This is a genomic window from Aestuariivirga sp. (assembly GCF_037139295.1).
Taxonomy (GTDB): Bacteria; Pseudomonadota; Alphaproteobacteria; order Rhizobiales; family Aestuariivirgaceae; genus Aestuariivirga.
This window is the reverse complement of sequence record NZ_JBAXGR010000008.1, coordinates 47,221-72,858: the sequence shown is the minus strand read 5'-3', so window position 1 is coordinate 72,858 and position 25,638 is coordinate 47,221. Positions and strand designations below refer to the sequence as shown.

The window sequence follows — 25,638 nt, the reverse complement described above, 5'->3', positions numbered from 1 at the left end:
CATGGCGAAGCTGCGTCGAAACGCGGGTGCGGCATTGGCGGACGACGCCTCGCTGCGGCTGCGCGCTGCCTGGCTCTACCACGGCTTCGGCCGCACCCAGACGGAGGTGGCGGAGCAACTGGGCATCGGCCGTTCCACGGTGATCCGCCTGCTGGAAGACGCACGCCAGCGCGGCGAGGTGAAAATCACCATCGAGGATCTTTTACCCGATCTCGCCGAGCTTTCGATCCGCCTTGAGCAGGCACTGGGCCTCGACGAGGCGATCGTCGTGCCCTCGGTTGCCGATGGTGCGGGCACTGCGCGCGCTGTTGGGCTGGCCCTCGGGCGCCTGCTGTCCGAGGCAGTTGTCAACGGCATGAGCATCGGCGTGGGCTGGGGCCGCACGCTGACGGCTGCACTCGAAAGCTTCAACCCGCCAAGGCGTGAAGGCGTGAAGGTAATGTCGCTGATGGGTGGTGCGGTCGAGACGCAGTTCACCAACCCTTTCGAATTCGCATGGCGCCTGGCCAGCGCCCTGCGGGCCGAATGCTTCCTGTTCCCCGCCCCACTGGTGGTGGACACTGCCGAGACACAGGCGCGGCTGATGGCGGATGGCAGCATCGCGAGGCTGAGAACCCTTGCGGAGTCCCTCGATCTTGCCGTGGTCAGTGCAGGCGGGCTGGCAGAGCGGTCCGGCTCGCTGGTGCGGCAACTGATCACCGAGGCGGAAGCATCCGAGCTTCTGGCGCAGGGTTGCGTTGCCGACATCATGTGCAACTTCATCGATGGGCAAGGGAGCCTCATCGATCACCCGATCCAGAAGCGGATCATGTCAGTGGGCGTCGACACGCTCAGGGCCTCCCGTCACAAGGTTCTGGCCAGCGGCGGGCGCAACAGGGCGGCGGCCATCCTCGCGGTGGTGCGCAGCATCAACGTCAACACGCTCGTGACAGACGAGCATGCGGCGCGCGCCATTCTGGATCTGGCCTGAGCTAGGCGGCAGCGCGCCTGGGGACTGGCACCTCAGCGGAGGGCAGTAACCGGCCGTCTTGGGGCAACGGTTCATGCGCGGTCCAGCGGGTCAGCGCAGCGGCATGGAGTTCCGGCGCTATGCTTTCGCCTTCATGCCCCTCGACGAGGCCAAGGCCAACCTCCTCATAGACCGAGAGATTGGTGAGATCGGGAATGGGCAGGTTGCCCGTCCGGAACTCGTCCCACATCCGGTCATAAAGGGCCTCAAGGCTCGTCACCAGCAGTGCCTCGTCGAACAGCACGGCGCTGTCACGGTTGGCGCGCGGGCGGCGGCGCAGCTCCGCGGCAGCGCCCGGCACCTGAGCGATGGCGATGGCACGGGCGATGTAGTCGTCGAGATGCGCACAGGCGAGATCCGGCATGCCAGCAGACTTGACGAGCCCAGCACAGACGCGCGCCGCGAAGCCCCGGCCCTCCAGCGTCAGCACGGGCGTTCCCATCCACATGGCGTCAGACGCCGTGGTGTGGGCGCCGTATGGGAAGGTGTCGAGGAACAGGTCAGCCAGCGCATAGCGCGCGAGGTGCTGCGGATTGGGGCGTTTCGGCGCGAAGCACAGGCGTTCAGGCGCCACGCCTGCGGCGGCTGCCATCTCACGCAGCCGCGCATTGGCCTCCGTCGAGGAGTCGAGCAGCCACAGCACGCTGCCCTCGGTTGCCGCCAGGATTTTCATCCAGGCACCAAACACCTGTGGCGTGATCTTCTGCGCACCATTGAGGCAGCAGAACACGAAGCCCATGTCCGGCAGGCCTTCGGCACTGCGCTGCGGCGGTTCTGGCGCGACAAGCCGCTTGCGGTCATTGGGCTGGTAGCAAGGAAGCCGCAGCACGCGCTCGGTGAAGAACTTCTCGTGCCCCTCCAGCACCACATGGCCATCGGCGATCATGTAGTGGTGATAGGGCGTGCCCATGGTGCCGGGAAAGCCGAACCAATTGGCCGCGATGGGGGCCGGCCGACGGGCGAAGACAGCGGTGCGGGCATCGCGCGTGTAGCCGTTCACATCAACCAGGATATCGATGCCATCGGCTGCGATGCGCGCCGCAGCGGCATCGTCCGACAGGCTGGAAATATCCGTCCAGTGATCAACTGCGGAGCGGATGCGCTCACGCGTGCCGTCCTCGCGCGGGATGCCGCAGTAATAGGCGTGGACCTCGAAGCGGCTGCGGTCATGGAGCTCCATCACCTCGCAGAGCCCGAAGCCCACGGCATGCTCGCGCAGGTCGGAGGAGACGTAGCCGATCTTGAGACGCGCTGGACGCTCCGACGGCCGTGCAGAATGGTCATGCACATGGGGTGGCCGGGCGATTGACTGGCGCGCATAGGCGGCATTGCGAGCCAGCTGGAACACCGGATCGTCAAACATCACGGCGGTGGAGAGCGGCGAGATGTGGGCGAGAAGCTGCCGTGCCTCCACCCCATCCCAGCCTTGCACCACCGGCCACTTGCACTGCCTCTGGCGCAGCGCGATCCAGTGCTGGATGGCCTGAGCCTGGCTAGGCGAGAGATCGATCGCCTGGCGCAGGGCATCCTCAGCGGGCGCATCGGCATGGTTGAATTCGAGCACGCGGCCCAGCTGGTGCAGCGCCATCACCTTGTGGCGCAGCGTTGTGCCATTGACCGCAGGAAGCCGGTTCACGAGGGCAAGCCACTGGCTCACCGCATCGCCCGTCTGACCAATGTCCTCCAGCGCGCGGCCGAGGTTGATGTAGGAGGGGTGGAAGCCCGGATCTATCCTCAGCGCATCGCGCAGCGCATTGATGGCGGCATAGGCATCTCCGCCGCGCTGGGCCACCACCGCCATGTTGAAATGTGCCGCCGCAAGGTTTTGGTCGTCCGGATTGAGGGCAACCCAGCGCTTGTAGAGCTCGGCGGCCGCCAGTGCTCCTTCGGTCTTTTCGATGATGTCAGCGTCACGGAACAGTGTGGCGATGGAGGATGACAAGGCGCGTTGATCTCCGGCTTATGCGTTGGAGGCGATGATGAGGGCGGTGAGCTGGTCGGAGCTCATCAGCCCGATCTGCGAGGTGGTGAAGGCATTGGCCTGGGTGCTGGACAGTGCCGCGATCTGGTCCGTGGTGATGCCGGCGATGGCCGAGACGGCGAGCGACGGGATGCCGGTGGTCTCGTTCAGCGACGCGAAGTTGGTGGTGCTGAGGACCGCGACCTGGGCAGATGTCAGGGCGCCCGCCTGCGTGGCGTTCAGGCCCGAGAAAATCGCGGTGTCGAGGCTGTCCAGCGCGGCGGGCGTGATGGCGCGGAACTGGCTGGCATCGAGCGAGCCGATCTGCGTGGTGGTGAAGCGGTCGAGGGCCGTCGAGGTGAGGCCGCCGATCTGCGCCGTCGAGAGGGACGACGCAGTGAGCACCGTCAACTGTGCGGTATCAAGCGCATTGAGCTGGGTCGAGGTGAACCCACGGAGCTGCGTGGACGCAAGCTGGCCCAGCTGCGTATCCGAGAAGTCGGTGATCTCGGTCGTGGTCAGGCCCCCGAGCTGGGTCGCCGTCACGGCGCCGAGCTGCGTGGTGTTCCAGGCCTGGATATCGGTCGAGCCGAAGGCGGAGAGCGAGCCCGCCGTCACGGCGCCGATCTGTGCAGCCGACAGCGACTGCACCTGTGTGCTGGAGAGGTTGCCCGCCGCCGTGGTATCGAGGCCCGCCACCTGCTGTGTGGAGAGAGAGGCAACGTCGAGCGCCTGCAGATAGGTGCTGGACAGGCCGCTCAGCTGGGTTGCGCTGAGGCCGCGGAGCTGGGTGGAGGTGAGGCTCGACAGCTGGGTGGTCGAGAAGTCCTCGACTTCCGTGGCTGCGATGCCGACGAACTGCTGCGAGGTGATCGCGCCAAGCTGCGTTGTCGACCAGCCCTGCAGTTCTGTGGAGCTGAGCGCCGAGAGGCCGGTGGCAGAGAGCACGGCGATCTGTGCGGTGGTGAGCGACTGAGCCTGGGTAGTGGTCAGCGCATCAATCGCCGTCGAGTTCATCGCCCGGACCTGCGCCGTCGACAGGTCGGCAACGTTCAGCGCGTTCAGCTGGGTTGTGCCGAGATTGTTGATTTGGGTTGAGGTGAGGCCACGGACCTGGGTCGAGGTCAGCTGACCCAGCTGCGTATCCGAGAAATTGGCAAGTGCCGTGGTGGTGAGCTGCGACATCTGGCGCGTGGTGATGGCGCCGAGCTGGGTCGTGCTCCAGGCCTGCAGATCGGTGCTGGCGACGCCGCCCAGACCGGTGGCCGTCAGCGCGGCGATCTGCGTGACGGTGAAGCCCTGCGCCTGAGTGGAGGTGAGGCTGCCGATGGCGGTTGTCGTGAAGCCGGTCACCTGCGCGGCGGAGAGGCTGGCGACGTCCAACGCGTTGAGCTGGGTGGTGCCGAGATTGTTGATTTGGGTCGAGGTGAGGCCGCGGATCTGGGCGGAGGTCAACTGGCCCAGCTGCGTGTCCGAGAAATCAGCGATGCCAGTGGTTGTCAGGCCAGCCATCTGCTGGGATGTGATGGCGCCAAGCTGCGTCGTCGACCATGCCTGTATATCGGTCGAAGCGAGCGCCTCGAGGCCGCCGGCGCTGAGCACCCCGATCTGCAGCGAACCAAGGGCCTGGGCCTGTGTGCTGGACAGCGTGCCGATCGCCGTGGAGCTCATGTTGCGGATCTGTGACACAGAGAGATCCGTGACGTTCAGCGCGTTCAGCTGCGTGCTGGCAAGGCCGTTAAGCTGGGTGGAGGTGAGACCCTTCACCTGGGTGGCGCTCAGCTGGCCGAGCTGGGTATCCGAGAAGTCGGCGAGTGCGGTGGTGGTGAGGCCCGCCAGCTGCTGCGAGGTGATGGCGCCAAGCTGGGTGGTGCTCCAGCCCTGGACGTCGGTGGAGGTCAGCGCATCCATGCCGGTGACCGACATGGCCGCGATCTGCGCGGTGGTCAGCGCCTGCGCCTGGGTGTCCGTCAGCGCGTCTATGGCGGTGGAGCTCATGCCGCGGATCTGCGTGGCCGACAGTGCTGTGACGTCGATGGCGTTGAGCTGGGTCGTGGCAAGGTTGTTGAGTTGCAGCGTGGTCAGGCCGCGCAACTGCGTCGAAGTCATCTGGCCAAGCTGCGTGTCGGAGAAGTCGGCGAGTGCCGTGGTCGTGAGCCCACCCAGTTGCTGCGAGGTGAGGGCTCCGAGCTGCGTGGTGGACCAGCCCTGGATTTCGGTCGAGCTCAAGGCTTCAACACCCGGGGCGGAGAGAACCGCGATCTGCGAGACGGTGAGTGCCTGCGCCTGGGTGGTCGACAGCGCATCGACCGCTGTCGATGTCATGCCGCGAACCTGGGTGGCGGAGAGATCGGCGATGTTGAGCGCGTTGAGCTGGGTGGTGGCGAGGATGTTGAGCTGGCTCGTCGTTAGGCCACGCACCTGGGTGGAGGTGAGCTGACCCAGCTGCGTATCTGAGAAGTCGGCGAGCGCCGTGGTGGTGAGGCCTGCCAGCTGACGCGAGGTGATGGCACCCAGCTGCGTGGTGTTCCATGCCTGGACATCGGTCGATTCAAGCGCTTCCACCGCATAGGCCTGCAGGAGGCCGATCTGCCCGGTGGTGAGTGCCGCTGCCTGCGTGTCGGCGAGATTGGTGATGCTCGCTGCGATCAGCGACTTGATGGCGGTGGTGGAGATCGCCTGCACCTGGTTGGTGTCGAGCGTGGTGAGGTCGGTTGTCTCCATCGCATTGATCTGCGAGGCAGTGAGGGCCGAGACCTGCGTTGTGCTGAGTGCTGCCACATCGGTCGTCGACAGGGCCCTGATGGCCGTGGTGCTCAGGGTGGCGATCTGCCTTGTGGTCAGCGACGAAACGATCGACATAGATGGGCTCCCGCTGGGTGGAGCTGCTCGCACCCCCAATCAACCTCACGATCCGCATGGAAGACATTGCCGCCGCAACCCTGCGCGAGACTTGCACAGTGCTCAAATGGTCAGGGACAGGACGGGGGTGGCGGCGGCATCATGCCCGGGAGCCATGATAGCTCACCTTCCGCAGTGTTGATGTTAGCGACGGAATCCTAACGAGGGCTTAAGCGGAAACTCAGACGTCGAGGTTTGCTACACTCAGCGCGTTTTCACGGATGAAGTCGCGGCGCGGCTCCACCACGTCACCCATCAGCTTGGTGAAGATATCATCCGCCTCATCGAGCTCGGAGACCTTCACGCGCAGCAGCGTGCGCACGTTCGGATCGAGCGTGGTTTCCCACAACTGCTCGGGGTTCATTTCGCCGAGACCCTTGTAGCGCTGCATGGTGATGCCCTTGCGGCCGAAGGCAAAAACGGCATCGAGCAGCGAGGTGGGCCCGAAGATCACTGTCTCGCCATCCTTGCGACGAAGCTTGGCGGGCTTCTGGTAGATTTCCTGAAGATGCGCCGACTTGCGGTCAAGCCGCAGCGCATCGGCGGAGCCGATGAGCTTGCCGTCGAGCGTCCAGGCTTCCTTCACACCGCGCACTTCGCGCATGAAGCTCATGCCGCCGTCGGGTGTGGGTTCGCCCACCCAGCCGCGTTCGGTTTCATCGGCGATGACGTCGAGGCGCCGCGCGATGTAGGCGGCTGCATCGGCAGCGCGTTCATTGCTGGACAGCACTTCCGGGTTCAGCACGCCGGCGATCGCGGCCTGCTCGATCAGCGGGCGCGGATAGCGCGCATGTAGCGCGTCGAGTGCGGCGCGCACCGAGAGCGCCTCCTCGACGATGGTGCGCAGGTCCTGGCCGGCACGCTCCGGGCCATCGGCCAGCACCAGTGTGGTGTTCTCGAGGCCGGTATCGACCAGATAATCTTCCAGCGCCTTGCCGTCCTTCAGGTATTGCTCGGAGGAGCCGCGCTTCACCTTGTAGAGCGGCGGCTGCGCGATATAGAGGTGGCCGCGCTCGATCACCTCCGGCATCTGCCGATAGAAGAAGGTGAGCAGTAGCGTGCGGATGTGGGCGCCGTCGACGTCGGCGTCGGTCATGATGATGATCTTGTGGTAGCGCAGCTTCGCGATGTTGAATTCTTCGCGCCCGATGCCGGTGCCGAGTGCGGTAATCAGTGTGCCGATTTCGGCCGATCCCAGCATCTTGTCGAAGCGTGCGCGCTCGACGTTGAGGATCTTGCCGCGCAGCGGCAGCACGGCCTGGTTCTCGCGGTGGCGCGCCTGCTTGGCGGAACCGCCGGCCGAGTCACCCTCGACGATGAAGATTTCCGACTTGGACGGATCGCGCTCCTGGCAGTCGGCGAGCTTGCCGGGGAGCGAGGAGATATCGAGCGCGCCCTTGCGCCGGGTGAGCTCGCGTGCCTTGCGCGCGGCTTCACGTGCCGCGGCGGCCTCGACCACCTTGGAGACGATGGCACGGGCCTCCGAGGGATGCTCTTCAAACCACGCGCCCAGCTGCTCGTTGACGAGATTCTCGACCACGGGGCGAACCTCGGAGGAGACGAGCTTGTCCTTGGTCTGCGACGAGAACTTGGGGTCGGGCACCTTGACGGAGAGGACACAGGTCAGTGCCTCGCGCGCGTCGTCGCCCGTCAGCTGCACCTTCTCCTTCTTGGCGATGCCGCTGTCATTGGCATAGTTGTTGACGACACGCGTCAGCGCACCGCGGAAGCCCGCGAGATGGGTGCCGCCGTCGCGTTGCGGAATGTTGTTGGTGAAGGACAGCACGTTCTCATGGTAGCTGTCATTCCACCACAGCGCGCAGTCGACGGTGATGCCGTCCTTTTCGCCATGGATCATGATCGGCTCAGGCAGCACCGCCTGCTTGGTGCGGTCGAGGTAGCGCACGAAGGCCGCGATGCCGCCCTCGTAGAACAGCTCGATCACCTTGTCCTCCACGCCGCGCTTGTCAGTGAGGATGATGCGCACGCCGGAGTTCAGGAAGGCCAGCTCGCGCAGCCGATGCTCGAGGGTGCCCAGATCGAACTCGGTCTTGGTGAAGGTGTCGGTGGAAGGCAGGAAGGTCACTTCCGTGCCGCGCCGGCCGGGTGCCGCGCCCACCACCTTCAGCGGCGCATCGGGTTCGCCGTGGGTGAAGCTCATGAAGTGCTCTTTGTCATCGCGGAAGATGGTGAGCTTGAGCTTCACCGAGAGCGCGTTGACGACCGAGACGCCGACGCCATGAAGGCCGCCCGATACCTTGTAGGAATTCTGGTCGAACTTACCGCCGGCGTGCAGCTGGGTCATGATGACCTCGGCTGCCGAGACGCCTTCGGATGAGTGAATGTCGGTGGGGATGCCGCGGCCGTTGTCGGTGACGGTGCAGGAGCCATCGGCGTTGAGCGTCACGGTAACATGCGTGGCGTGGCCGGCAAGCGCCTCGTCGATGGCGTTGTCGACGACTTCATAGACCATGTGGTGGAGGCCCGAGCCATCGTCCGTGTCGCCGATATACATGCCCGGGCGCTTGCGGACTGCGTCGAGGCCCTTCAGGACCTTGATCGAGTCGGCGTCATAGGTGCCATTGCCGTTACCGGTGTTCTCAACGTCTGACATCAGTCTTCCATCGCTTGCGAGATGCGGCCGTCTTCCACATGGAAGATCACCCCCGTCTCAACCATCGCTTCGAACAGCTGGGCGTCTGTTCCCGTCATCCAGCTCTGTGACCCGAGGGCCGACAGAGCCTCCAGCAAACTCTTGCGCCGCGCCCGGTCGAGGTGGGCTGCCACCTCGTCGAGCAACAGGATCGGCGCTACGCCAGCACCTGCCTTCACAGCCCGTGCCTGGGCCAGCACGAGGCCGATCAGCAGGGCCTTCTGTTCGCCCGTGGAGCACTGCCCCGCGGCCATCCGCTTGGGCCCGTGAACCACCTCAAGATCGCTGCGGTGGGGGCCCCGGAGGGTGCGTCCTGCCGCCCGGTCCAGCCCCCGCGAATCGCGTAAAATCTTACGATATTCGTCCTCGACTTGCACGGCTGGTTTCTGGGCAACCAGGGCCTCGATCTCGCCTTCGACGGACACGTCCGCCCACGGGAAACTGCTGGTCTCCCGGCCCTCCCCTATATGGGTCTGGAGGGCCTCCAATCCAACCAGACGGGCGGCTGAAATCGCCACTGCGGCCTCCGCCATATGCGCCTCGAGGCTCGACAGCCAGGCGGCATCAGGCCGTGTCTCCTCCAACAGCAGGTTGCGCTCGCGCATCACCTTCTCGAACACCGTGATGCGGGATCCATGCTCGGGGTCGAAGGCCGTCACCATCCGGTCGAGGAAGCGGCGGCGGTCGGAGCCCGGCCCGGCGAACAGCCGGTCCTGGGCGGGGGTGAGCCACAGGAGCCGCATGGTGTCGCCAAGGGCGCCAGATCCCCTTTGCGCCTCACCGTCGATCACCACCTGGCGGCTGCCGCCCTCGCCCGCATCAGGTTGACCGCTCCAGGCGGTGCCGAGGCTCACGGGGCCATGCTCGGCCTCCACCTCCGCTGCGATGGCCCAGGAGCCTGATCCGCCCTGCCGGGGCAACTCATCGAAGGTGACGCCACGCAACCCGCGGCCGGGCGCCAGCAACGAAATGGCTTCGAGGATGTTGGTCTTGCCCGCGCCATTGGCCCCAGTCAGCGCCACCAGCTGCGCCCCCGTGTCGAGGCGCAGGGACGCATAGTTGCGGAATTCCGTCAGCGTCAGCCGACGGATGGCGAGGGTCGGTGAATCGGTCACAAACGAGGCTTACACCCGCATGGGCATGAGCACATAGAGGGCCTGCTCATCCGTCGGGTCACGCACGATGGTGGGCGAGCCGGCATCCGCCAGCTGCAGCTCCATGGCGTCCGACTTCATCTGGCCCGCCACATCCATCAGGTAGCGCGAGTTGAAGCCGATCTCGAGCGGATCGGCGTCATAGGAACAAGCCACCTCTTCCTCGGCGGAGCCCGAATCCGGGTTGTTGACGGTGAGGATCACCTTGTTGCCGCCAATGGCCAGCTTCACCGCGCGGCCCTTTTCCTGCGAGATGGTGGACACGCGGTCCACCGCCTGAGCGAAGGTCTTGGTGTCGAGCTCCAGCTTCTTGTCGTTGTTGCGCGGGATGACGCGCTCATAATCCGGGAAGGTGCCGTCGATGAGCTTCGACGTGAGCACCAGGTCGCCCGCCGCGAAGCGCACCTTGGCGGCAGAGAGCGAGACTTCGACAGCACCATCGACGCCTTCGAACAGCTTCACGACTTCCAGCACCGTCTTTCGGGGAATGATGACGCCCGGCATGTTCTTGGCCCCGTCAGGACGCGGGATCTGCGCCTGGGCGAGGCGGTGGCCGTCGGTCGCCACTGCGCGCAGCAGGCCGCCCGCCGCGACGTCATGGAAATAGATGCCGTTGAGATAGTAGCGTGTTTCCTCGGTCGAGATCGCAAAGCGCGTCTTCTCGATGAGGCCCCGAAGCTCGGTGGCGGCGATGGCAAAGTGGTTGGGGAAGTCGCCCGCCGCGAGATCGGGGAAATCCTCATGTGGCAGCGCCTGCAGCGCGAAACGTGAACGGCCGGCGAAGATCGACACCCTCTGGCCGTCGCCCGCCTGCTCGAGTTCGAGCTGGGCGCCGTCGGGAAGCTTGCGCACGATGTCATAGAGCATGTGCGCGGGCACGGTGGTGGCCCCGGACTTCGAAACCTCCGCAGGCACGCTTTCGACGATCTCGATATCGAGGTCGGTGGCCGTCAGCTTCAGCTGGCCGTCGCCCGCCTGGAGCAACACGTTGGACAGGATGGGAATGGTATTCCGGCGTTCGACGACGCTCTGCACATGGGTGAGCGCCTTGAGGAAAGCTGACCTTTCGATCGTGACACGCATGAGCCGGTAATCCCTCGTCCTGTGGTTTCCGGCCATTCGCCGGGCCGGAAACTTTGGCGCGGAAACCGCGCCAATTCAAGGGTTATCGGCGGTTTTTCAGCCCTGTTCGACGAGCCGGATGAGGAGGGCCACCTCGCGGGCGAGCTTGTCGTCCGTCTTGATCTGGTCCTCGATCTTGCGCACGGCGTGCAGCACCGTCGAATGGTCCCTGCCACCGAAGCGGCGGCCGATCTCGGGCAGCGACCGGGCGGTCATCTTCTTGGCCAGATACATGCCGATCTGGCGGGGAACCACCACGCTCCGCGCCCGGCGGGGCGACAGCAGGTCGGTGCGGCCCACGTTGAAGTGGCGGCCGACGATCTTCAGGATGTCGTCGATCTTGATGCGCGAACCATCTGGGCTGGACTGCATGTCGCGCAGCACCAGTGAGGCAAGATCAAGCGTCACGGCGGCATTGTTGAACTGCTGGTAGGCGGTGATGCGGTTCAGGGCGCCTTCCAGTTCGCGGCCCGTGCCGGTCACCCGGTTGGCGATGAATTCCAGCACCTCGTCAGGGATCAGGATCGAGGGGTCGCGCTTCTGCATCGTCTCGTAGCGGCTCTGCAGAATGCGGCGGCGGGTTTCGAGATCTGGCATCTCGATGTCAACGACGAGGCCTCCCATCAGGCGCGAGCGCATGCGCTGGTCGATCGAGTCAAGCTGCGAGGGCGGCACGTCGGCGGCCACAATCACCTGCCGGCGCGAGTCCACGAGGCCGTTGAAGGCATTGCAGAACTCCTGCTGCATGGTCTTGCCCTGCAGGAACTGGAAATCGTCGATCAGGAGAACATCCACCGCGGCGAACTGGTCCTTGAAGGCCAGGGTGTCACGCTGGCGGAGCGCCATCACGAAATTGATCATGAAGCGTTCGGCGGTGAGGACCATCACGCGGCGGTCCGGGCGCTTTTCCTTCACGCGGTGGGCGACGGCGGAAAGCAGATGCGTCTTGCCCAGCCCCGAGCCTGCATGAACGAACAGCGGGTTGAAGGTGACGGCAGCGCCGGGGGCGGCATCCGCCACGCGGCACATCGCGGCATGGGCCAGCTGATTGGATGAACCCACCATGAAGGTCTCGAAGGTCTGGTTGGGATCAAGTTGCGGCCCGCGTTCGGCGGCGGCCACGGCCTGAGCCTGGGCAACCACCGAGGGCTGCGGATGCGGTGCGGCCGCGGAATGCGGCGCATGAGAGCCATTTTCATCCGACGCGGCGCGCTGGGCAACGCCGGCCCGCATACGCACGCGCACATGAATGGTATCAAATTGGCCGAGTTCGGCCTCGCTGATCTTGTGCAGCTTGGAGACGTAATGGGTCTCGATCCAGGATTTCAGGAAGCGGGTGGGAACGGAAACGATCAGGCGGCCCTGCTCGAACTCTTCGAGCTCCATGCGGGCGAACCACGAAGTGTAGAGATCTTCACCAAGTTCAGCACGCAGCCGAAGCGCAACACGATCCCACCTCGTTTTCACGTCCGTCAAAACAGTCATTCTCTTCCGCATCCCTTCGCGCGCATTCTGCGGCGCGCATCATCATTGCGACTGAGCCGATGGCCCAACCGTCTCTCATTCCCTGTGATCGCCGCCGACTAGAAGTCAGCGCACGCCGGGACGAAGGCCGAAATTTCCGAAGTGTTCATCACATGCCCCTGCCGTAGCACTCATTTGAGCCGGTGCAGTCGTTGCGCTTTGTCATGTGCCCCCAAGCCCCACCTGCAAAGCGCTCACTCACCAAGCCCTCACTTATACACAATATCCATCCGCTTGGACGAAGACCGCCCAGCAAACGCCAGAACTGAACGCTGTCAGAACCGATGGGCGCAACAGGCCCTGGTTCTGCTGTTGTGTTGCAGGCGAGTGGCCATTTGGCCCGCCCACGAAGGAGAACTTACAAAAGCGCTCGCCGCTCAAGCAACCTGATTCAGGAAACGCTCCGTACACGGAAGTGGCTTGACGGCATTCCGGCTGCAAAGCTTTCCGGTGAGTCAAACCTAACACCCTGAGACTCTTCCACTTTTGCGGAGGCACTTGAGTGGGCAAGCGCGCGACGGCGTGCATCATTAGTGACACGGAGTCGGGAGCCTGCCGTCAGCATGGCGCGAGGTTTATGGCACCCTTCACGAGGCTGGTTGATAAACCGTTGATTCAGCGTCAAGAATTCTGCGCGAGACGTTCCGTATCCGGACAAATACGGTGACTGTGGAAAAGCCTAAAATGCCGGACGCAAAACAAAAAACGCCGGACAAAGTCTGTCCGGCGTCGACCGAAATATGCAGTCCTGCGGAGGCAGAACGACCGTTATCAGGCCTTGAGCGACTTCACTCGTGCGGCCAGGCGCGACACCTTGCGCGATGCGGTGTTCTTGTGGAGGATGCCCTTCTGGGCGCCACGCATCAGCTCGGGCTGGGCGGCCTGCAGGGCAGCGGCAGCTTCCGCCTGGTTGCCGGAGGCGATTGCCTCCTCGACCTTGCGCACGAAGGTGCGCATGCGGCTGACGCGGTTCTTGTTGATCTCGGTGCGACGGGCGGAGACGCGGGTGGCCTTCTTCGCCGATTTCGTATTGGCCATTTGGCTTTAGATCCTGCTTCAGAAAATTCGTTTGATCGGCTTTCCAAGACTTCGCGCCGTCATGCCACTGGCAGACGGCCCGTCTTTCCGGCCCATCGGGATTGCGGGCTTATAGAGAGGCCGCGCGCGTCCGTCAATGGCTTCGAGAAGTGTCCGGAACCTCAGGGTTTTTCCCACTTTTTGCTCTTTTCCGAACGGAAGAAGGCATCGAGGATCTTCATGTTCTGGATGGCGTCCTCCACGCCCCAGAAGGGCTTCTGCTTCTGGCGGATGACGCGGCCGAAGGCCTCCGCCTGCAGCTGGTACTGGTCAGAGACCGGAAGCGACGTCCATTCCCCCTCGTTCATCTCCATGCCCTGCACGAAATAGCGGTTGGGCTGGTCAGGCGGCGCGTTGAAGGGAATCTCGATCTCGATCCGGCCCTTGGTGCCCATGATGTTGACGCGCTGATAGGGCGCCAGCTGGGTGGAGACGGTGAAGGACAGGTGCCGGCCCTGGCCGAAGTCGGCAAGGCCGCCGGCGATGCGGTCGGTGCCGAACTTGGGGTCGCGGTCGAAGGTGCCGACAACGCGCGTCGGTTCGCCATCGAAGATGAAGCGCGAGACCGTGATCGGATAGCAGCCGATGTCCAAGAGGCCGCCGCCGCCAATGTCAGCCTTGTTGCGCACGTTCTTCGGGTCGCGGTTGAAATAGGAGAACAGCACCTGGATGGCGCGCACGTCACCGATTTTCTTCTTCTTCACCAGGTCGCGCGCGGCGAGCCACTGCGTGGCGTGGCGCACCATGAAGGCTTCCGCCACGAAGACGTTCTTGATCTTCTTGAGCTGCATCGCCTCCTTCGCCGTGATGGCGATGGGCTTCTCGCACAGCACGTGCTTGCCGGCCTTCGCTGCGGCGAGCGTGAGAGGTACATGCAGATGGTTCGGCAGCGGGTTGTAGACGGCCTCGATCTCGGGGTCGGCCAGCATCTCCTCGTAGGAGCCATAGGCCTTGGGAATGCCCAGTTTTCCAGCCCATTCCTGTGCTGTCTTCTTGTTGCGCGAGGAGATCGCGACGATGTCGATGTCCTTCGACTTCAGCATGCCCGGAATGACCTTGGCCACGCCGATGTTCGCCGTCGAGATGATGCCCCACTTCACGGGTTTCATGTGTCAGCCCTTCCCTGTTCAGGCGAGCATCTTTAGTCCGGCGCGATCCATGTTGGAAGTGCGCGCGAGCGCTGCGGCAAGATAATCGCGCGTCAGCGCGCGTGGCGCCTCGGGGTTGGCCGGCTTGCCGGTCAGCGCATAGCGCAGCCACAGACCGTCGATCATCGCGGCGATGCCTTCCGCCAGGCGGAGCGCGTCTGCCTCGTTGACGATGCGGCGCAGGTCATGGAGCAGGCTGCTCCTGAGGCGGCGGTGATAGAGCGAAAGGATGTTCATCAGCCGTGGCGATTGGCGGGCATTGCCATAAAGCGCCAGCCAGGCGCTGAACACCTGCTCGTCGAACTGCGCATCACCGAAGCAGGCATCGATGATGGCGCGGATGCGCGCGGTGGGCTCGGTGGTGCGCGACAGCCGCGCCACGGCATCGGCACGCAGTTCCGCCAGCAGGTGGCGCATGGTGGCGAAGAGCAGCTCGTCCTTGTCCTTGAAGTAGTGGTGCACCATGCCGGCCGAAATCCCGGCCTGGGCAGCAATGCGCGCTACGGTGGCATTGGCGAAGCCGTGCTCATGGATGGCGGCAATCGCCGCCTCCACCAGCTGCTTTCGCCTGATCGGCGCCATTCCGAGCTTCGGCATCCCGCCCTCCGCGGGAAAACTGTCGTTTTTTATTGGTCAGCTGTCCAATGAAAACTTGCCGAGGGCGTGGAACCTGAATTACTCTTCTCTCCAAGCCGCGGTCTGCCGACAAGGACCGGGCGAACAGGGAGCTAATTATGAAGTCATTCATCAAGAGTGTGGCGGCGGCTGCCGTCATTGGCGTGGCCATGACCTCCACGGCCTTCGCCGCCGATCCGGCCAGCTGCAAGGCCGTGCGCTTTGCCGATGTGGGCTGGACCGACATCCAGGTCACCACCGGTGCCACCTCGGTGGTCCTCGAGGCGCTGGGCTATGAGCCGCAGGTGTCCACACTCTCTGTGCCGGTCACCATGGCCTCGCTCAAGAACAAGGACATCGACGTGTTCCTGGGTAACTGGATGCCGTCCATGACCGCCGACATCAAGGCCTACCTCGATGACAAGTCGATCGAGCAGGTGGCCGCCAACCTTGAGGGCGCGGGCTATGGCCTTGTCGTCCCGCAGTATGTGGCGGACGCCGGCGTGAAGTCGCTTGGCGACCTCGGCGCCAATGCCGACAAGTTCAGCGGCAAGATCTTCGGCATTGAAGCCGGCAACGACGGCAACCGCATCATCCAGACGATGATCGACGATCCGAAGAACAATCTGAAGGGCTTCACGCTGGTCGAAAGCTCCGAGGCGGGCATGTTGACCGAGGCCGAGAAGGCCATGAAGGACAACCAGTGGATCGTCTTCCTCGGCTGGACGCCGCATCCGGTCATGGGCGAAATGAAAATCGCCTATCTCGACGGCATGGGTGACTCGGGCTTCGGCGCCGCAACGGTCTACACCATTGCCCGCGCGGGCTACACCACAGAGTGCCCGAATGTCGGCGCGCTCCTGAAGAACCTCAAGTTCGACCTCGCCATGGAAGGCGCCATGATGGACCCGGTGCTGAAGAACAGTGCTGATCCGAAGGAAACCGCCAAGGCATGGCTGAAGGCCAACCCCGATGTGGTGAAGCCCTGGCTGCAGGGCGTCACGACCTTCGACGGCGGTGACGCAGCCGCCGCGGTCGACGCCGCGCTGAAGGGCTAAGAAACGACGAGCAAGCCCGGGAGACACCTCCCGGGCTTCTTCTTTTCCTTTTCGGCCAAGACATGCCAGACTGAACGCGGCAGCATAGCCAGCGCAGGTCGCTCTCGGGGGAGGGGCAGATGGATCCCGTCACCACTTTCATCCGGTCATGGAAATTGCCGGTCGGCCCATGGGGCAAGACCGCCATCGACTTCATCGTCACCTATTTCCAGTGGCTCTTCGATGGGCTCAAGATTTCACTCAACTTCGTCGTCGAGAACACCACATGGGCGCTGCTGGCAATCCCGGCGGTGCTGCTCGCCGTACTGATCGCGGCCTTTGCCTACTGGCTGCAGAAGTCCTGGAAGCTGGCGCTCGGTGTGTTCATCGGTCTCCTGTTCATCATCAACCAGGGCCTGTGGAAGGAAACGGTGCAGACCCTGGTGCTCGTTGTTGGCGCCACCGCGCTGTCGATGGCGATCGGCGTGCCGCTCGGCATCTGGGCTGCGCACAAGCGGCAGGTCTGGCGTGTCACCCAGCCGGTCCTTGACCTGATGCAGACCATGCCGACCTTCGTGTACCTGATCCCCATCCTCATCCTGTTCGGCCTTGGTGCGGCACCCGCCCTCATCGTCACCTTCATCTTCGCCATGCCGGCGCCGGTCCGGATGACCTATCTCGGCATCACCTCCATTCCCACACCGATGATCGAGGCGGGCGAGGCCTTCGGCGCCACCAAGCGGCAATTGCTGTGGAAGGTGGAGCTGCCGGCCGCCATGCCGTCGATCATGGCGGGCCTCACGCAGTGCATCATGCTGTCGCTCTCCATGGTGGTCTTCGCCACGCTGATTGGTGCCCCCAGCCTCGGCAACCCGGTGTTCAAGGCGCTGTCCAACCGCAACATCCCGCTGGGCATCGAGGCGGGCCTCGCCATCGTGGTGCTGGCCATCATCCTCGACCGCATGCTTGCCGTGAAGACGGGGGCCAAGAAATGACCGCCTCCATCGAGTTCAGGAACGTTGACATCATCTTCGGCGACAAGACCGAGGAGGCGCTGAAGCTTGCCCATGGCGGTGTCGACCGATCCGAAATCCTCAAGCGTACCGGCGCCGTGCTCGGCGCAACGCAAGCCAACCTGACGGTGAACGAGGGCGAAATCAGCGTGCTGATGGGGCTTTCGGGCTCCGGCAAGTCAACGCTGCTGCGCGCCGTCAACGGCCTCAACAAGGTGACGGGCGGCGAGGTGCTGGTGAAGGACGGCGACCGCATGGTCGACGTCGCCTCCTGCAATGCCGCAACGCTGCGCCACATCCGCCAGAAGCAGGTGGCCATGGTGTTCCAGCAGTTCGCCCTGCTGCCCTGGCGCACGGTGCGCGAGAATGCGGGCTTCGGCCTCGAGCTCGCCGGCATTCCGGAAGCCGAGCGCAACGCCAAGGTCGACAAGCAGCTTGAGCTCGTCGGCCTCAAGCAATGGGCCAACAAATACGTGCACGAACTCTCGGGCGGCATGCAGCAGCGCGTCGGCCTCGCCCGCGCCTTTGCCACCGAAGCGCCCATCCTGCTGATGGACGAGCCCTTCTCGGCGCTCGACCCCCTGATCCGCACCAAGCTGCAGGACGAGCTCCTGCAGCTGCAGAAGCAGATCAAGAAGACCATCCTCTTCGTCAGCCACGACCTCGAGGAAGCGCTCAAGATTGGCAACCGCATCACCATCATGGAAGGTGGCCGCATCGTGCAGTCGGGGACACCCGAAGACATCGTGCTGAAACCCGCCAACGACTACGTGCGCGACTTCATCGCCAACGTGAACCCGCTCTCGGTGCTGACCGCGTGGAACGTGATGCGCGGTCTTCCCGAACTCGAACACGGTGATGACGGCTGGGTGTGGCTCGACACGCGCCGCACCACGCGCTTCAAGCTTGGGGCCGATGGCAAGGTCATCGCCGCCGAGCGTGACGGCCACCCCGCAACATGGGTGTCCTGCGACCATGTGGAAACGCCGGTCGATGCCAATCACCGGCCGGTGTTCTGGGCAAGGCCCGGCACGTCACTGAAGGTGGTGATGCTGGCCATTCACAACACCGATGTTTCGCCCGTGGCGATCTTCGACGAGAACGACAAGTTCCTCGGCTCGATTGGCGTCCGGCACGTTCTGCAGGCCGTGCTCAAGCGGCAGGACTAGTCACGTCCCACGCGGTGCCCGCCGCGAGCGGGCCGACCCTCAAGTGCTGCGCAATGGTCTGGCCGATGTCGGAGAAGCTCCTTCGCAGGCCGAGGCTGCCGGGCCGCATGCCGGGCATGTAGCTCATCACCGGAATTTGCTCGCGCGTATGGTCCGTGCCCGTCCAGGTGGGATCATTGCCGTGGTCGGCTGTCAGGATCAGCAGGTCGCCCGGCATCAGCCTTTGCATGATGCGCGGCAGTTCCGCGTCAAAGGCCTCGAGCAATTTGCCGTAGCCGATCGGATCGCGACGATGGCCAAACTCGGTGTCGAAGTCGACGAAGTTGGCCATCAGAAAGCCGCCATCGCCCAAGCCATCCATGTTGGCGAGAGTCGTTTCGAGGAAGGCCGGATTGCCTGATACCTTGATCTCGCGCCCAGTGCCGACATGGGCATAGATATCGCCGATCTTGCCGACCGAAACGACATCCCTCCCCGCCTTGCTCAGGATTTCAAGAAGCGTCGGCGCGGGTGGCGTCACGGCGAAATCCTTGCGGTGGCCAGTGCGCCTGAACGCGCCCTGACGTTCTCCGACGAACGGCCTGGCGATGATGCGGCCGATGTTCATGGGATAGGTCAGTTCGCGCGCCACGCGGCAGACTTCGTAGAGACGCTCCAGCCCGAAATGTTCCTCATGCGCCGCGATCTGCAACACGCTGTCGGCACTGGTATATGCAATGGGTTTGCCGGTGCGGATGTGTTCTTCGCCGAAATCCTCGATCACCTGAGTGCCGGATGCATGGCACAGGGCAAGCAGCCCGGGCAGCTTGCAGCGGGTGACGATGGCCTCGATCAGGTCCGGCGGGAAGGCGGGGATCGCATGCGGGAAATAGCCCCAGTCGAAGGCCAGTGGCACGCCGGCGATTTCCCAGTGGCCGGTGATCGTGTCCTTGCCGCGCGAGACTTCGCGCGCCACGCCATACTGGCCGATGAGCTCTGCGTCAGCCAGCGGGTTGCGCCCCGTCGAGAGCGCGGCCGCGCGGCCCAACCCCAGCGAGGCCATGTGCGGCACATTGAGCGCCATGTGCTCGCAGATATGGCCGAGCGTGTTGGATCCTTCGTCACCGAAGCTCGCGGCATCCGGCGCGCCGCCAATGCCGAAGGAATCGAGTATCAGGAGAAAGGCCCGCGCCATTGCGTCTCCGCGTTACCCCGTGATGCGCGCCAGCACCGTTGCCGACTCACCCGGGCGCTCACCCGGAATGTAAGCACTTTTTATCAAGGCTGCAGCCCTTTCGAAGGAGGCCTCGTCCGCGGCGTGGATGAGGCAGAGCGGCGTTGCCCGGTCTGCCCGCGCACCTTTGCCGAGAAGCTGCGAGAGGCCGACACGGTGGTCGATGGCGTCCGAGGCCACCCGCCGCCCACCGCCAAGTTCGATGACGGCAAGACCGAGTTCACGGGTGCGGATGGACGCGATGAAGGCTTCTTCGTCGGCATGGACAGGGCGGATGATGGGCGCGGTGGCAAGCTGCGTTGTGTAATTCGACAGAAAACCCTTCGGCCCGCCCAGCGCCTGCACCATGCGCTCGAAATGTTCGGCTGCCTTGCCGGAGCTGAGCGTGGCCGCAAGACGCTCACGCGCTGTCGCGGCGTCCTGCTCAATGCCCGCACTCATCACCAGCTCCGCACCCAGGGCCAGCGTGATGTCCATGACGCGCGGGTCGCTGCGGCGGCCAAGCAGAAATTCGCAAGCGTGCGCCACTTCCAGCGTATTGCCAGCGCAGGGGGCGAGCGGCTCGCTCATGTCGGTGATGAGCGCCGTGGTGGGAAGCCCCGCGCCATTGGCGACGTCGACGAGGCTTTCTGCCAGCTCTTCTGCATCGGCCATGCGCGTCATGAAGGCGCCCGACCCCATCTTCACGTCGAGCACGAGATGCCCAAGGCCGGCGGCGAGCTTCTTCGAGAGAATCGATGCGGTGATGAGTGGCACGGATTCGACCGTCGCCGTCACGTCGCGGATGCCATAGAGGCGCTTGTCGGCAGGGGCCAAATCCGCCGTCTGCCCGATGATGGCGCAGCCCGCCGCGCGCGTGGCCTGGCGGAAGAAATCGAGGCCCGGCTGGGTGGCATAGCCCGGAATGGAATCGAGCTTGTCCAGCGTGCCGCCGGTGTGGCCGAGCCCCCTGCCCGAAATCATCGGCACGTAGCAGCCGCAGGCGGCGAGCATGGGGGCCAGCATGAGCGAGAGATTGTCGCCGATGCCGCCGGATGAATGCTTGTCGACCACGGGGCCGGGCAGGTCCCATTCGAGCACGGCGCCGGAGTCGCGCATGGCGAGCGTGAGCCCCACCGCCTCCTCGCGGCTCATGCCGCGGAAGAACACCGCCATGGCGAAGGCGGCGACCTGTCCTTCCGACACGGCACCGGACGTGAGGCCTGCGATGAAGTCCTTCACGTCCTCGCGCTTGAGCGAGGCGCCGTCACGCTTCCGGCGGATCAGCTCCTGCGGCAGCACCTCAAGTGTCCTCCAGGAAGCGGGTGACGAGCGCCTTCATGTTCAAGGCAGCCTTCGCGCCCTCGCGCTTGGTTTCCTCGTGGCTGGGCGAGGCGCCCTCGATGCCCGCGGCGAGATTGGTGATGACGGAGAGCCCAGCAACCTTGAGGCCGAAGCGGCGGGCAAGGATCGTCTCGGGTGCCGTCGACATGCCAACGGCCGAGCCTCCGATGATCTGGAACATGCGGATTTCGGCGGGCGTCTCAAAGGAAGGGCCAGAGTACCAGCAATAGACGCCTTCATGCAGGGCGATGCCCTCGGCTTTGGCGGCGGCGTGGAAGCGCTTGCGAAGCGCGGGGTCATAAGCATCCGTCATCGGCACGAAGTTCTCGTCGCCGTGCTGGCCGATGAGAGGGTTCATGCCGGAATAGTTGATGTGATCCGCGATCAGCATGATGGAGCCGGGGCGCATCTCCGGCTTCAGGCTTCCGGCGGCATTGGTGAGGATCAGCGTTTCGATGCCAGCGCCCTTCAGGGTTTCGATAGCCGGGCGCATGACGGCGGCGTTGCCGGATTCGTAAGGGTGGGCGCGACCGGCCAGCACGGCCACTTCCCTTCCGCCGAGCTGGCCGACGAAGAGCTTGCCCGCGTGGCCGGAAATCTTCGGAACGGGGAAACCGGGAAGCTCGGCGTAAGGAATGACCAGCGCATCCTCCACCGCATCGGCCAGCGCACCAAGGCTGGAGCCGAGGATGATGGCGGTCTTCGGCGTGCGGCCCTGCAGTTTCCCTGCGAGCGCGTTCACGCGAGATTCTCCGGGCCGAAGGAGAAGGGCAGCAGCTCCGCTAGCGTGAAGGTCTGGATCATCTTGCCTGCTTCGGTGCAGCAGTGGATCTTCACGTCAGGAGCGGCGAACTCGCGGATCTTCTGGCGGCAGCCGCCGCAGGGGGTGCAGAGCGTCGAACCATTGCCCATCACGGCGATCTCCGTGATCTTGCGGCCGCCCGCCATGATGAGGGCGGAGATGGCGGAAGGCTCGGCGCACCAGCCCTGCGGGTAGGCGGCGTTCTCGATGTTGCAGCCGCCGTGCACGCGGCCATATTCATCGCGCATCGCGGCTCCGACGAGGAACTTCGAATAGGGTGCGTGGGCACGCAGGCGCGCTGCCTTCGCCTCCTCAATCAAGTCATGCATGTCAGCGGTCCTTCACATAGGGAATGCCGGAGGCCTTGGGCGGCACCGACTTGCCGATGAAGCCGGCGAGCAGCACCACGGTGAGCACATAGGGCAGCATGTTGATGAACTGAACCGGAATCTGGAAGCCGCCGATGGAGGCGCCCTGCGTGAAGTTGCCCACCGCCTGCAGGAAGCCGAAGAGCAGGCAGGCGCCCAGTGCGGGAAAGGCGCGCCAGTTGGCGAAGATGAGCGCGGCAAGTGCCATGAAGCCGGAGCCCGCCGTCATGTCCCGCACGAAGCTGGACGATAGCGAGGTGGAGATGAAGGCGCCCGCCACGCCACACAGCACGCCCGCAATGATCACCGCGCGGTAGCGCAGTGCCGCCACCGAGATGCCCGCGGTGTCCACCGCCTGCGGGTTTTCACCCACGGCCCGCAGGCGAAGCCCGAAGCGGGTGCGGGCCAGCGCCCAGGCGCTGATCGGCACGATGGCGAAGGCGAAATAGGCGAGGATCGAGTGGGTGAGGAAAATCTTAGCGAAGGGTCCGACCACCGGGATGTCATAGAGCATCGGGAATTCGAAGGGCAGGAAGCGGCCCTCCGGCGGAAGCGCTGGCGTGCGGCCACCCTCCCTGAACCACTCGTTGCCAAGCACCACGGCGAGACCTGCGGCGAGCATGTTGATGGCAACGCCTGAGACCACCTGGTTGCCGCGTTGGTTGATCGAGGCATAGCCATGCACCAGTGCGAAGGCGAGCGAGGCGAGGATGGCGCAGAACAGCCCGATCCAGGCCGAGCCGAAGACGGCGGAGGCCGAGGCCGCGACGAAGGCGGCAATCAGCATCTTGCCCTCGAGCCCGATGTCGACGATGCCCGCCCGCTCCGACCACAGCCCTGCGATGCAGGCGAGGATCAGCGGCACGCTCATGCGGATCGTGGAGGCGAGGAGCTCGATATAGAGGTTCACTGGTTGCCCTCCCCGCCCAATGGATAGAACAGCGCCGAGAGTGCCGGCCTGAAGGCATATTCGAAGGCGCCCATGAACAGGATGACGAGGCCCTGGATGACCACCACCATGTCACGGTTGATCTCAGGCTTGGCGAAGGAGAGCTCCGAGCCGCCCTGGTACAGGAGGCCGAACAGCATGGCGGCAAGCAGGATGCCGATGGGGTGCGAGCGGCCCATGAGCGCCACGGCGATGCCGACGAAGCCCGCACCACCCACATAACCCAAGAGCAGCCGGTGCTGCACCCCGAGGATCTCGTTCACCGCCATCAGCCCCGCGAGGGCGCCCGAGATCGCCATGGCGATGATGATGATGCGGTCCGGCCTGATGCCGGCATAGATCGCGGCTGAAGGGTTGGCGCCAAGCGCGCGGATTTCATAGCCGAGCTTGGTGCGCCACAGCAGGTACCACACGGCCCAGGCCGCGATGAGTGCGAGGAAGACCGAGAAGTTCAGCGGTGAGGAGGCAAGCTTCACGCCGAAATATTCACGCGCCACCTCGCGGGCACTGAGGATATAGGCGCCGGTGATCTCGCGGCTTTCAACCGCCATCTTGCCCACCGGGCGGAACCAGTAGTTGATGAGGTAGCCGACGAGGCTCGCCGCGATGAAATTGAACATGATCGTGGTGATCACGATATGGCTGCCGCGCTTTGCCTGCAGCACGCCGGGGATCCAGGCCCAGAAGGCGCCCATGGCCATGGCGGCCAGGATGGCGAGGGGCAGCAGGATGGGCCATGGCAGAAAGTCGAGCCCAAGGCCGACGGTGGCCGCACCCACGCCCGCCATGTAGGCTTGGCCCTCGCCGCCAATATTGAAGAGGCCGGCGTGGAAGGCCACCGCCACGGCGAGGCCGGTGAACACGAAGTTCGTCGCGTAGTAGAGCATGTAGCCCCAGCCCTTGAGTGAGCCGAGCGAGCCCTGGACCATGATCCACATTGCTTCGAAGGGATTTTCCCCAATGATGAGCACGACAAGGCCAGAGGCGATGAGCGCCACGGCAAGATTGATGACCGGGATGAGGCCGACATCGACCCAGTGCGGAAGCTCTCCCCTCGATTGCATCATCAGGCTGCGTCCTGCCCGACGCCAGCCATGAGCAGGCCAAGCTCGCGCTCTGTCGCGCGCGGTCCGCGCTCGCCCATCACGCGCCCGGCGAACATGACGAGGATGCGGTCTGACAGCGAGCGGATTTCATCGAGCTCGACGGAGACGAGCAGAACGGCTTTCCCCTCATCGCGCAGCTGGATGATGCGCTTGTGGATGTATTCGATGGCCCCGATGTCGACCCCGCGCGTCGGCTGGCCGACGATGAGCAGGTCGGGGTTGGACTTGATCTCGCGCGCGATGATCAGCTTCTGCTGGTTGCCGCCGGAGAATTTGGCGGACTTGAGCAGCGGGTCCGGCGGTCGGACGTCGAACTCCTCCATCTCGGCCCTGGCGCGGGCCACGACCTTGTCACGGTCGAGGCGGAAGCCCTTGCCCAGCGACTCGAGGTGATGCCAGCCGAGGATGGCGCTTTCGGCGGCGTCGAAGCTGCCGATAAGGCCGCGGTGCTGGCGGTCCTCCGGCACGTGAGCGAGGCCCTCGGCGCGCACGTGGCGCGGGTCGCCCAGTATGCCGATGTCCTTGCCCTCGAAGATCACCTGACCCGACGTGGGGCGGGCAATCCCGGCGATCACGTCCAGGAGTTCCGACTGGCCATTGCCGGAGACCCCGGCGATGCCGAGGATCTCGCCCTTCCTGACGGAGAACGAGACATTGTCCACCCGGGCGATGCCCTTGCGGTCCTTCCAGGTGAGGTTCTTCACCTCGAGCACGGTCTCGCCCGGGTTCGAAGGCCCCTTCTCGACGCGCAGCAGCACATGGCGGCCGACCATCAGCTCGGCCAGTTCCTCCACCGTGGTGGCCTTCGTCTCGCGCGTGGCCACCAGCTCGCCGCGGCGCATGACCGAGACGCGGTCGGTGATGGCCATGATCTCGCGCAGCTTGTGGGTGATAAGAATCACCGTCTTGCCCTGGTCCTTCAGTATACGGAGGATACGGAACAGGTGGTCGGCCTCGTCCGGCGTGAGGACGCCGGTGGGCTCGTCGAGGATCAGCGTCTCGGCGCCGCGGAACAGCGCTTTGAGGATTTCGACGCGCTGCTGCAGACCGACGGGCAGTTCGCCGACGATGGCATCGGGGTCGACCTCGAGCTCATAGTCCTTGGCGAGGCGCACGAGTTCGGCACGCGCCTTGGTGAGCGCGGGGCCGATGAGGCGGCCACCCTCGGCGCCGAGCACCACGTTTTCCAGCGCGGTGAAAGGCTCGACCAGCATGAAGTGCTGGTGGACCATGCCGATGCCGAGCGCGATGGCGTCCGACGATGAGCGGATCTTGACCGGCTTGCCCTTGACGCGGATCTCGCCCGAGTCAGCCTGGTAGAATCCGAAGAGGATCGACATGAGGGTCGATTTCCCCGCGCCGTTCTCGCCGATGATGCCGTGGATTGAGCCGGGCGCGATGGCCAACGTCACGTCCTTGTTGGCGTGGACGGAGCCGAAGCGCTTGTCGATGCCGATGAGTTCGATGGCGGGAGTCATGCCGTTCCCGTTTCAGC

General features: G+C 64.5%; 20 protein-coding genes. 4 read left to right on the top strand and 16 right to left on the bottom strand.

Annotation, left to right across the window (positions count from 1 at the left end; translation table 11 throughout):
- The first annotated feature begins 1 nt into the window (after position 1).
- Positions 2-970, top strand: a complete 969-nt coding sequence (locus WCJ41_RS04535; protein ID WP_336904647.1) for a sugar-binding transcriptional regulator — start codon at positions 2-4, stop codon at positions 968-970.
- Position 971: 1 nt separating this feature from the next.
- Here WCJ41_RS04535 and WCJ41_RS04530 read toward each other — a convergent pair whose 3' ends face one another.
- From WCJ41_RS04530 to betI, 9 genes are all read right to left on the bottom strand, one after another.
- Positions 972-2,951 (bottom strand): glycosyl transferase, encoded by a 1,980-nt coding sequence (locus WCJ41_RS04530; RefSeq protein ID WP_336904646.1) that lies wholly within the window; start codon positions 2,949-2,951, stop codon positions 972-974.
- A gap of 18 nt (positions 2,952-2,969) precedes the next feature.
- Entirely contained in the window at positions 2,970-5,831 is a 2,862-nt protein-coding gene (locus tag WCJ41_RS04525; protein WP_336904645.1) for a hypothetical protein, read from the bottom strand.
- 220 nt (positions 5,832-6,051) lie between these two features.
- Positions 6,052-8,484: a DNA topoisomerase (ATP-hydrolyzing) subunit B gene (gyrB, locus tag WCJ41_RS04520; RefSeq protein ID WP_336904644.1), complete on the bottom strand. Its 2,433-nt coding sequence runs from the start codon at positions 8,482-8,484 to the stop codon at positions 6,052-6,054.
- On the bottom strand, positions 8,484-9,638 hold the full coding sequence (gene recF, locus WCJ41_RS04515; RefSeq protein WP_336904643.1) for a DNA replication/repair protein RecF: 1,155 nt from the start codon (positions 9,636-9,638) through the stop codon (positions 8,484-8,486). The genes gyrB and recF overlap by 1 nt, the downstream gene beginning before the upstream one ends.
- Positions 9,639-9,647: 9 nt before the next feature.
- Positions 9,648-10,760 (bottom strand): DNA polymerase III subunit beta, encoded by a 1,113-nt coding sequence (gene dnaN / locus WCJ41_RS04510; protein WP_336904642.1) that lies wholly within the window; start codon positions 10,758-10,760, stop codon positions 9,648-9,650.
- Between the two features lie 96 nt (positions 10,761-10,856).
- On the bottom strand, positions 10,857-12,284 hold the full coding sequence (gene dnaA / locus WCJ41_RS04505; protein WP_336904641.1) for a chromosomal replication initiator protein DnaA: 1,428 nt from the start codon (positions 12,282-12,284) through the stop codon (positions 10,857-10,859).
- An 810-nt stretch (positions 12,285-13,094) separates the two neighbouring features.
- A complete protein-coding gene (gene rpsT, locus WCJ41_RS04500) occupies positions 13,095-13,361 on the bottom strand; it encodes a 30S ribosomal protein S20 (RefSeq protein ID WP_336904640.1) in 267 nt (88 codons plus the stop codon).
- Between the two features lie 161 nt (positions 13,362-13,522).
- Positions 13,523-14,509, bottom strand: a complete 987-nt coding sequence (locus tag WCJ41_RS04495) for a Gfo/Idh/MocA family oxidoreductase (protein ID WP_336904639.1) — start codon at positions 14,507-14,509, stop codon at positions 13,523-13,525.
- An 18-nt stretch (positions 14,510-14,527) separates the two neighbouring features.
- Entirely contained in the window at positions 14,528-15,145 is a 618-nt protein-coding gene (gene betI / locus WCJ41_RS04490) for a transcriptional regulator BetI (protein WP_336904638.1), read from the bottom strand.
- 137 nt (positions 15,146-15,282) lie between these two features.
- Between betI and choX the strand changes: the two genes are divergently transcribed.
- From choX to choV, 3 genes are all read left to right on the top strand, one after another.
- Entirely contained in the window at positions 15,283-16,221 is a 939-nt protein-coding gene (gene choX, locus WCJ41_RS04485; RefSeq protein WP_336904637.1) for a choline ABC transporter substrate-binding protein, read from the top strand.
- Positions 16,222-16,340: 119 nt separating this feature from the next.
- Entirely contained in the window at positions 16,341-17,195 is an 855-nt protein-coding gene (gene choW / locus WCJ41_RS04480; RefSeq protein ID WP_336904636.1) for a choline ABC transporter permease subunit, read from the top strand.
- Positions 17,192-18,382: a choline ABC transporter ATP-binding protein gene (gene choV / locus WCJ41_RS04475; protein WP_336904635.1), complete on the top strand. Its 1,191-nt coding sequence runs from the start codon at positions 17,192-17,194 to the stop codon at positions 18,380-18,382. Before choW ends, choV begins: the two co-directional genes overlap by 4 nt.
- Here the strand turns inward: choV and WCJ41_RS04470 are convergent.
- From WCJ41_RS04470 to WCJ41_RS04440, 7 genes are read right to left on the bottom strand one after another with little or no spacing between them, the layout of a single operon-like run.
- Positions 18,366-19,556 (bottom strand): phosphopentomutase, encoded by a 1,191-nt coding sequence (locus tag WCJ41_RS04470; protein ID WP_336904634.1) that lies wholly within the window; start codon positions 19,554-19,556, stop codon positions 18,366-18,368. The two genes, choV and WCJ41_RS04470, sit on opposite strands and share 17 nt — an antisense overlap.
- A gap of 12 nt (positions 19,557-19,568) precedes the next feature.
- Positions 19,569-20,876, bottom strand: coding sequence for a thymidine phosphorylase (deoA, locus tag WCJ41_RS04465; protein WP_336904633.1), 1,308 nt, complete (start codon positions 20,874-20,876; stop codon positions 19,569-19,571).
- 1 nt (position 20,877) lies between these two features.
- On the bottom strand, positions 20,878-21,660 hold the full coding sequence (locus WCJ41_RS04460; RefSeq protein ID WP_336904632.1) for a purine-nucleoside phosphorylase: 783 nt from the start codon (positions 21,658-21,660) through the stop codon (positions 20,878-20,880).
- Positions 21,657-22,049, bottom strand: a complete 393-nt coding sequence (gene cdd, locus WCJ41_RS04455) for a cytidine deaminase (RefSeq protein WP_336904631.1) — start codon at positions 22,047-22,049, stop codon at positions 21,657-21,659. Before cdd ends, WCJ41_RS04460 begins: the two co-directional genes overlap by 4 nt.
- A 1-nt stretch (position 22,050) precedes the next feature.
- Positions 22,051-22,998 (bottom strand): ABC transporter permease, encoded by a 948-nt coding sequence (locus tag WCJ41_RS04450; RefSeq protein ID WP_336904630.1) that lies wholly within the window; start codon positions 22,996-22,998, stop codon positions 22,051-22,053.
- Entirely contained in the window at positions 22,995-24,104 is a 1,110-nt protein-coding gene (locus tag WCJ41_RS04445) for an ABC transporter permease (protein ID WP_336904629.1), read from the bottom strand. The genes WCJ41_RS04450 and WCJ41_RS04445 overlap by 4 nt, the downstream gene beginning before the upstream one ends.
- Positions 24,104-25,621, bottom strand: coding sequence for an ABC transporter ATP-binding protein (locus tag WCJ41_RS04440; RefSeq protein ID WP_336904628.1), 1,518 nt, complete (start codon positions 25,619-25,621; stop codon positions 24,104-24,106). Before WCJ41_RS04440 ends, WCJ41_RS04445 begins: the two co-directional genes overlap by 1 nt.
- Positions 25,622-25,638 lie beyond the last annotated feature (17 nt).

What these genes read in the sequence shown, in the direction of transcription:
- betI (WP_336904638.1), bottom strand. Translation starts at nt 15,145, where the DNA reads ATGCCGAAGCTCGGAATGGCGCCGATCAGGCGAAAGCAGCTGGTGGAG.
- dnaA (WP_336904641.1), bottom strand. Translation starts at nt 12,284, where the DNA reads ATGACTGTTTTGACGGACGTGAAAACGAGGTGGGATCGTGTTGCGCTT.
- rpsT (WP_336904640.1), bottom strand. Translation starts at nt 13,361, where the DNA reads ATGGCCAATACGAAATCGGCGAAGAAGGCCACCCGCGTCTCCGCCCGT.
- WCJ41_RS04535 (WP_336904647.1), top strand. Translation starts at nt 2, where the DNA reads ATGGCGAAGCTGCGTCGAAACGCGGGTGCGGCATTGGCGGACGACGCC.
- choX (WP_336904637.1), top strand. Translation starts at nt 15,283, where the DNA reads ATGAAGTCATTCATCAAGAGTGTGGCGGCGGCTGCCGTCATTGGCGTG.
- cdd (WP_336904631.1), bottom strand. Translation starts at nt 22,049, where the DNA reads ATGCATGACTTGATTGAGGAGGCGAAGGCAGCGCGCCTGCGTGCCCAC.
- WCJ41_RS04525 (WP_336904645.1), bottom strand. Translation starts at nt 5,831, where the DNA reads ATGTCGATCGTTTCGTCGCTGACCACAAGGCAGATCGCCACCCTGAGC.
- choV (WP_336904635.1), top strand. Translation starts at nt 17,192, where the DNA reads ATGACCGCCTCCATCGAGTTCAGGAACGTTGACATCATCTTCGGCGAC.
- WCJ41_RS04495 (WP_336904639.1), bottom strand. Translation starts at nt 14,509, where the DNA reads ATGAAACCCGTGAAGTGGGGCATCATCTCGACGGCGAACATCGGCGTG.
- WCJ41_RS04440 (WP_336904628.1), bottom strand. Translation starts at nt 25,621, where the DNA reads ATGACTCCCGCCATCGAACTCATCGGCATCGACAAGCGCTTCGGCTCC.
- WCJ41_RS04470 (WP_336904634.1), bottom strand. Translation starts at nt 19,556, where the DNA reads ATGGCGCGGGCCTTTCTCCTGATACTCGATTCCTTCGGCATTGGCGGC.
- gyrB (WP_336904644.1), bottom strand. Translation starts at nt 8,484, where the DNA reads ATGTCAGACGTTGAGAACACCGGTAACGGCAATGGCACCTATGACGCC.
- WCJ41_RS04445 (WP_336904629.1), bottom strand. Translation starts at nt 24,104, where the DNA reads ATGATGCAATCGAGGGGAGAGCTTCCGCACTGGGTCGATGTCGGCCTC.
- dnaN (WP_336904642.1), bottom strand. Translation starts at nt 10,760, where the DNA reads ATGCGTGTCACGATCGAAAGGTCAGCTTTCCTCAAGGCGCTCACCCAT.
- choW (WP_336904636.1), top strand. Translation starts at nt 16,341, where the DNA reads ATGGATCCCGTCACCACTTTCATCCGGTCATGGAAATTGCCGGTCGGC.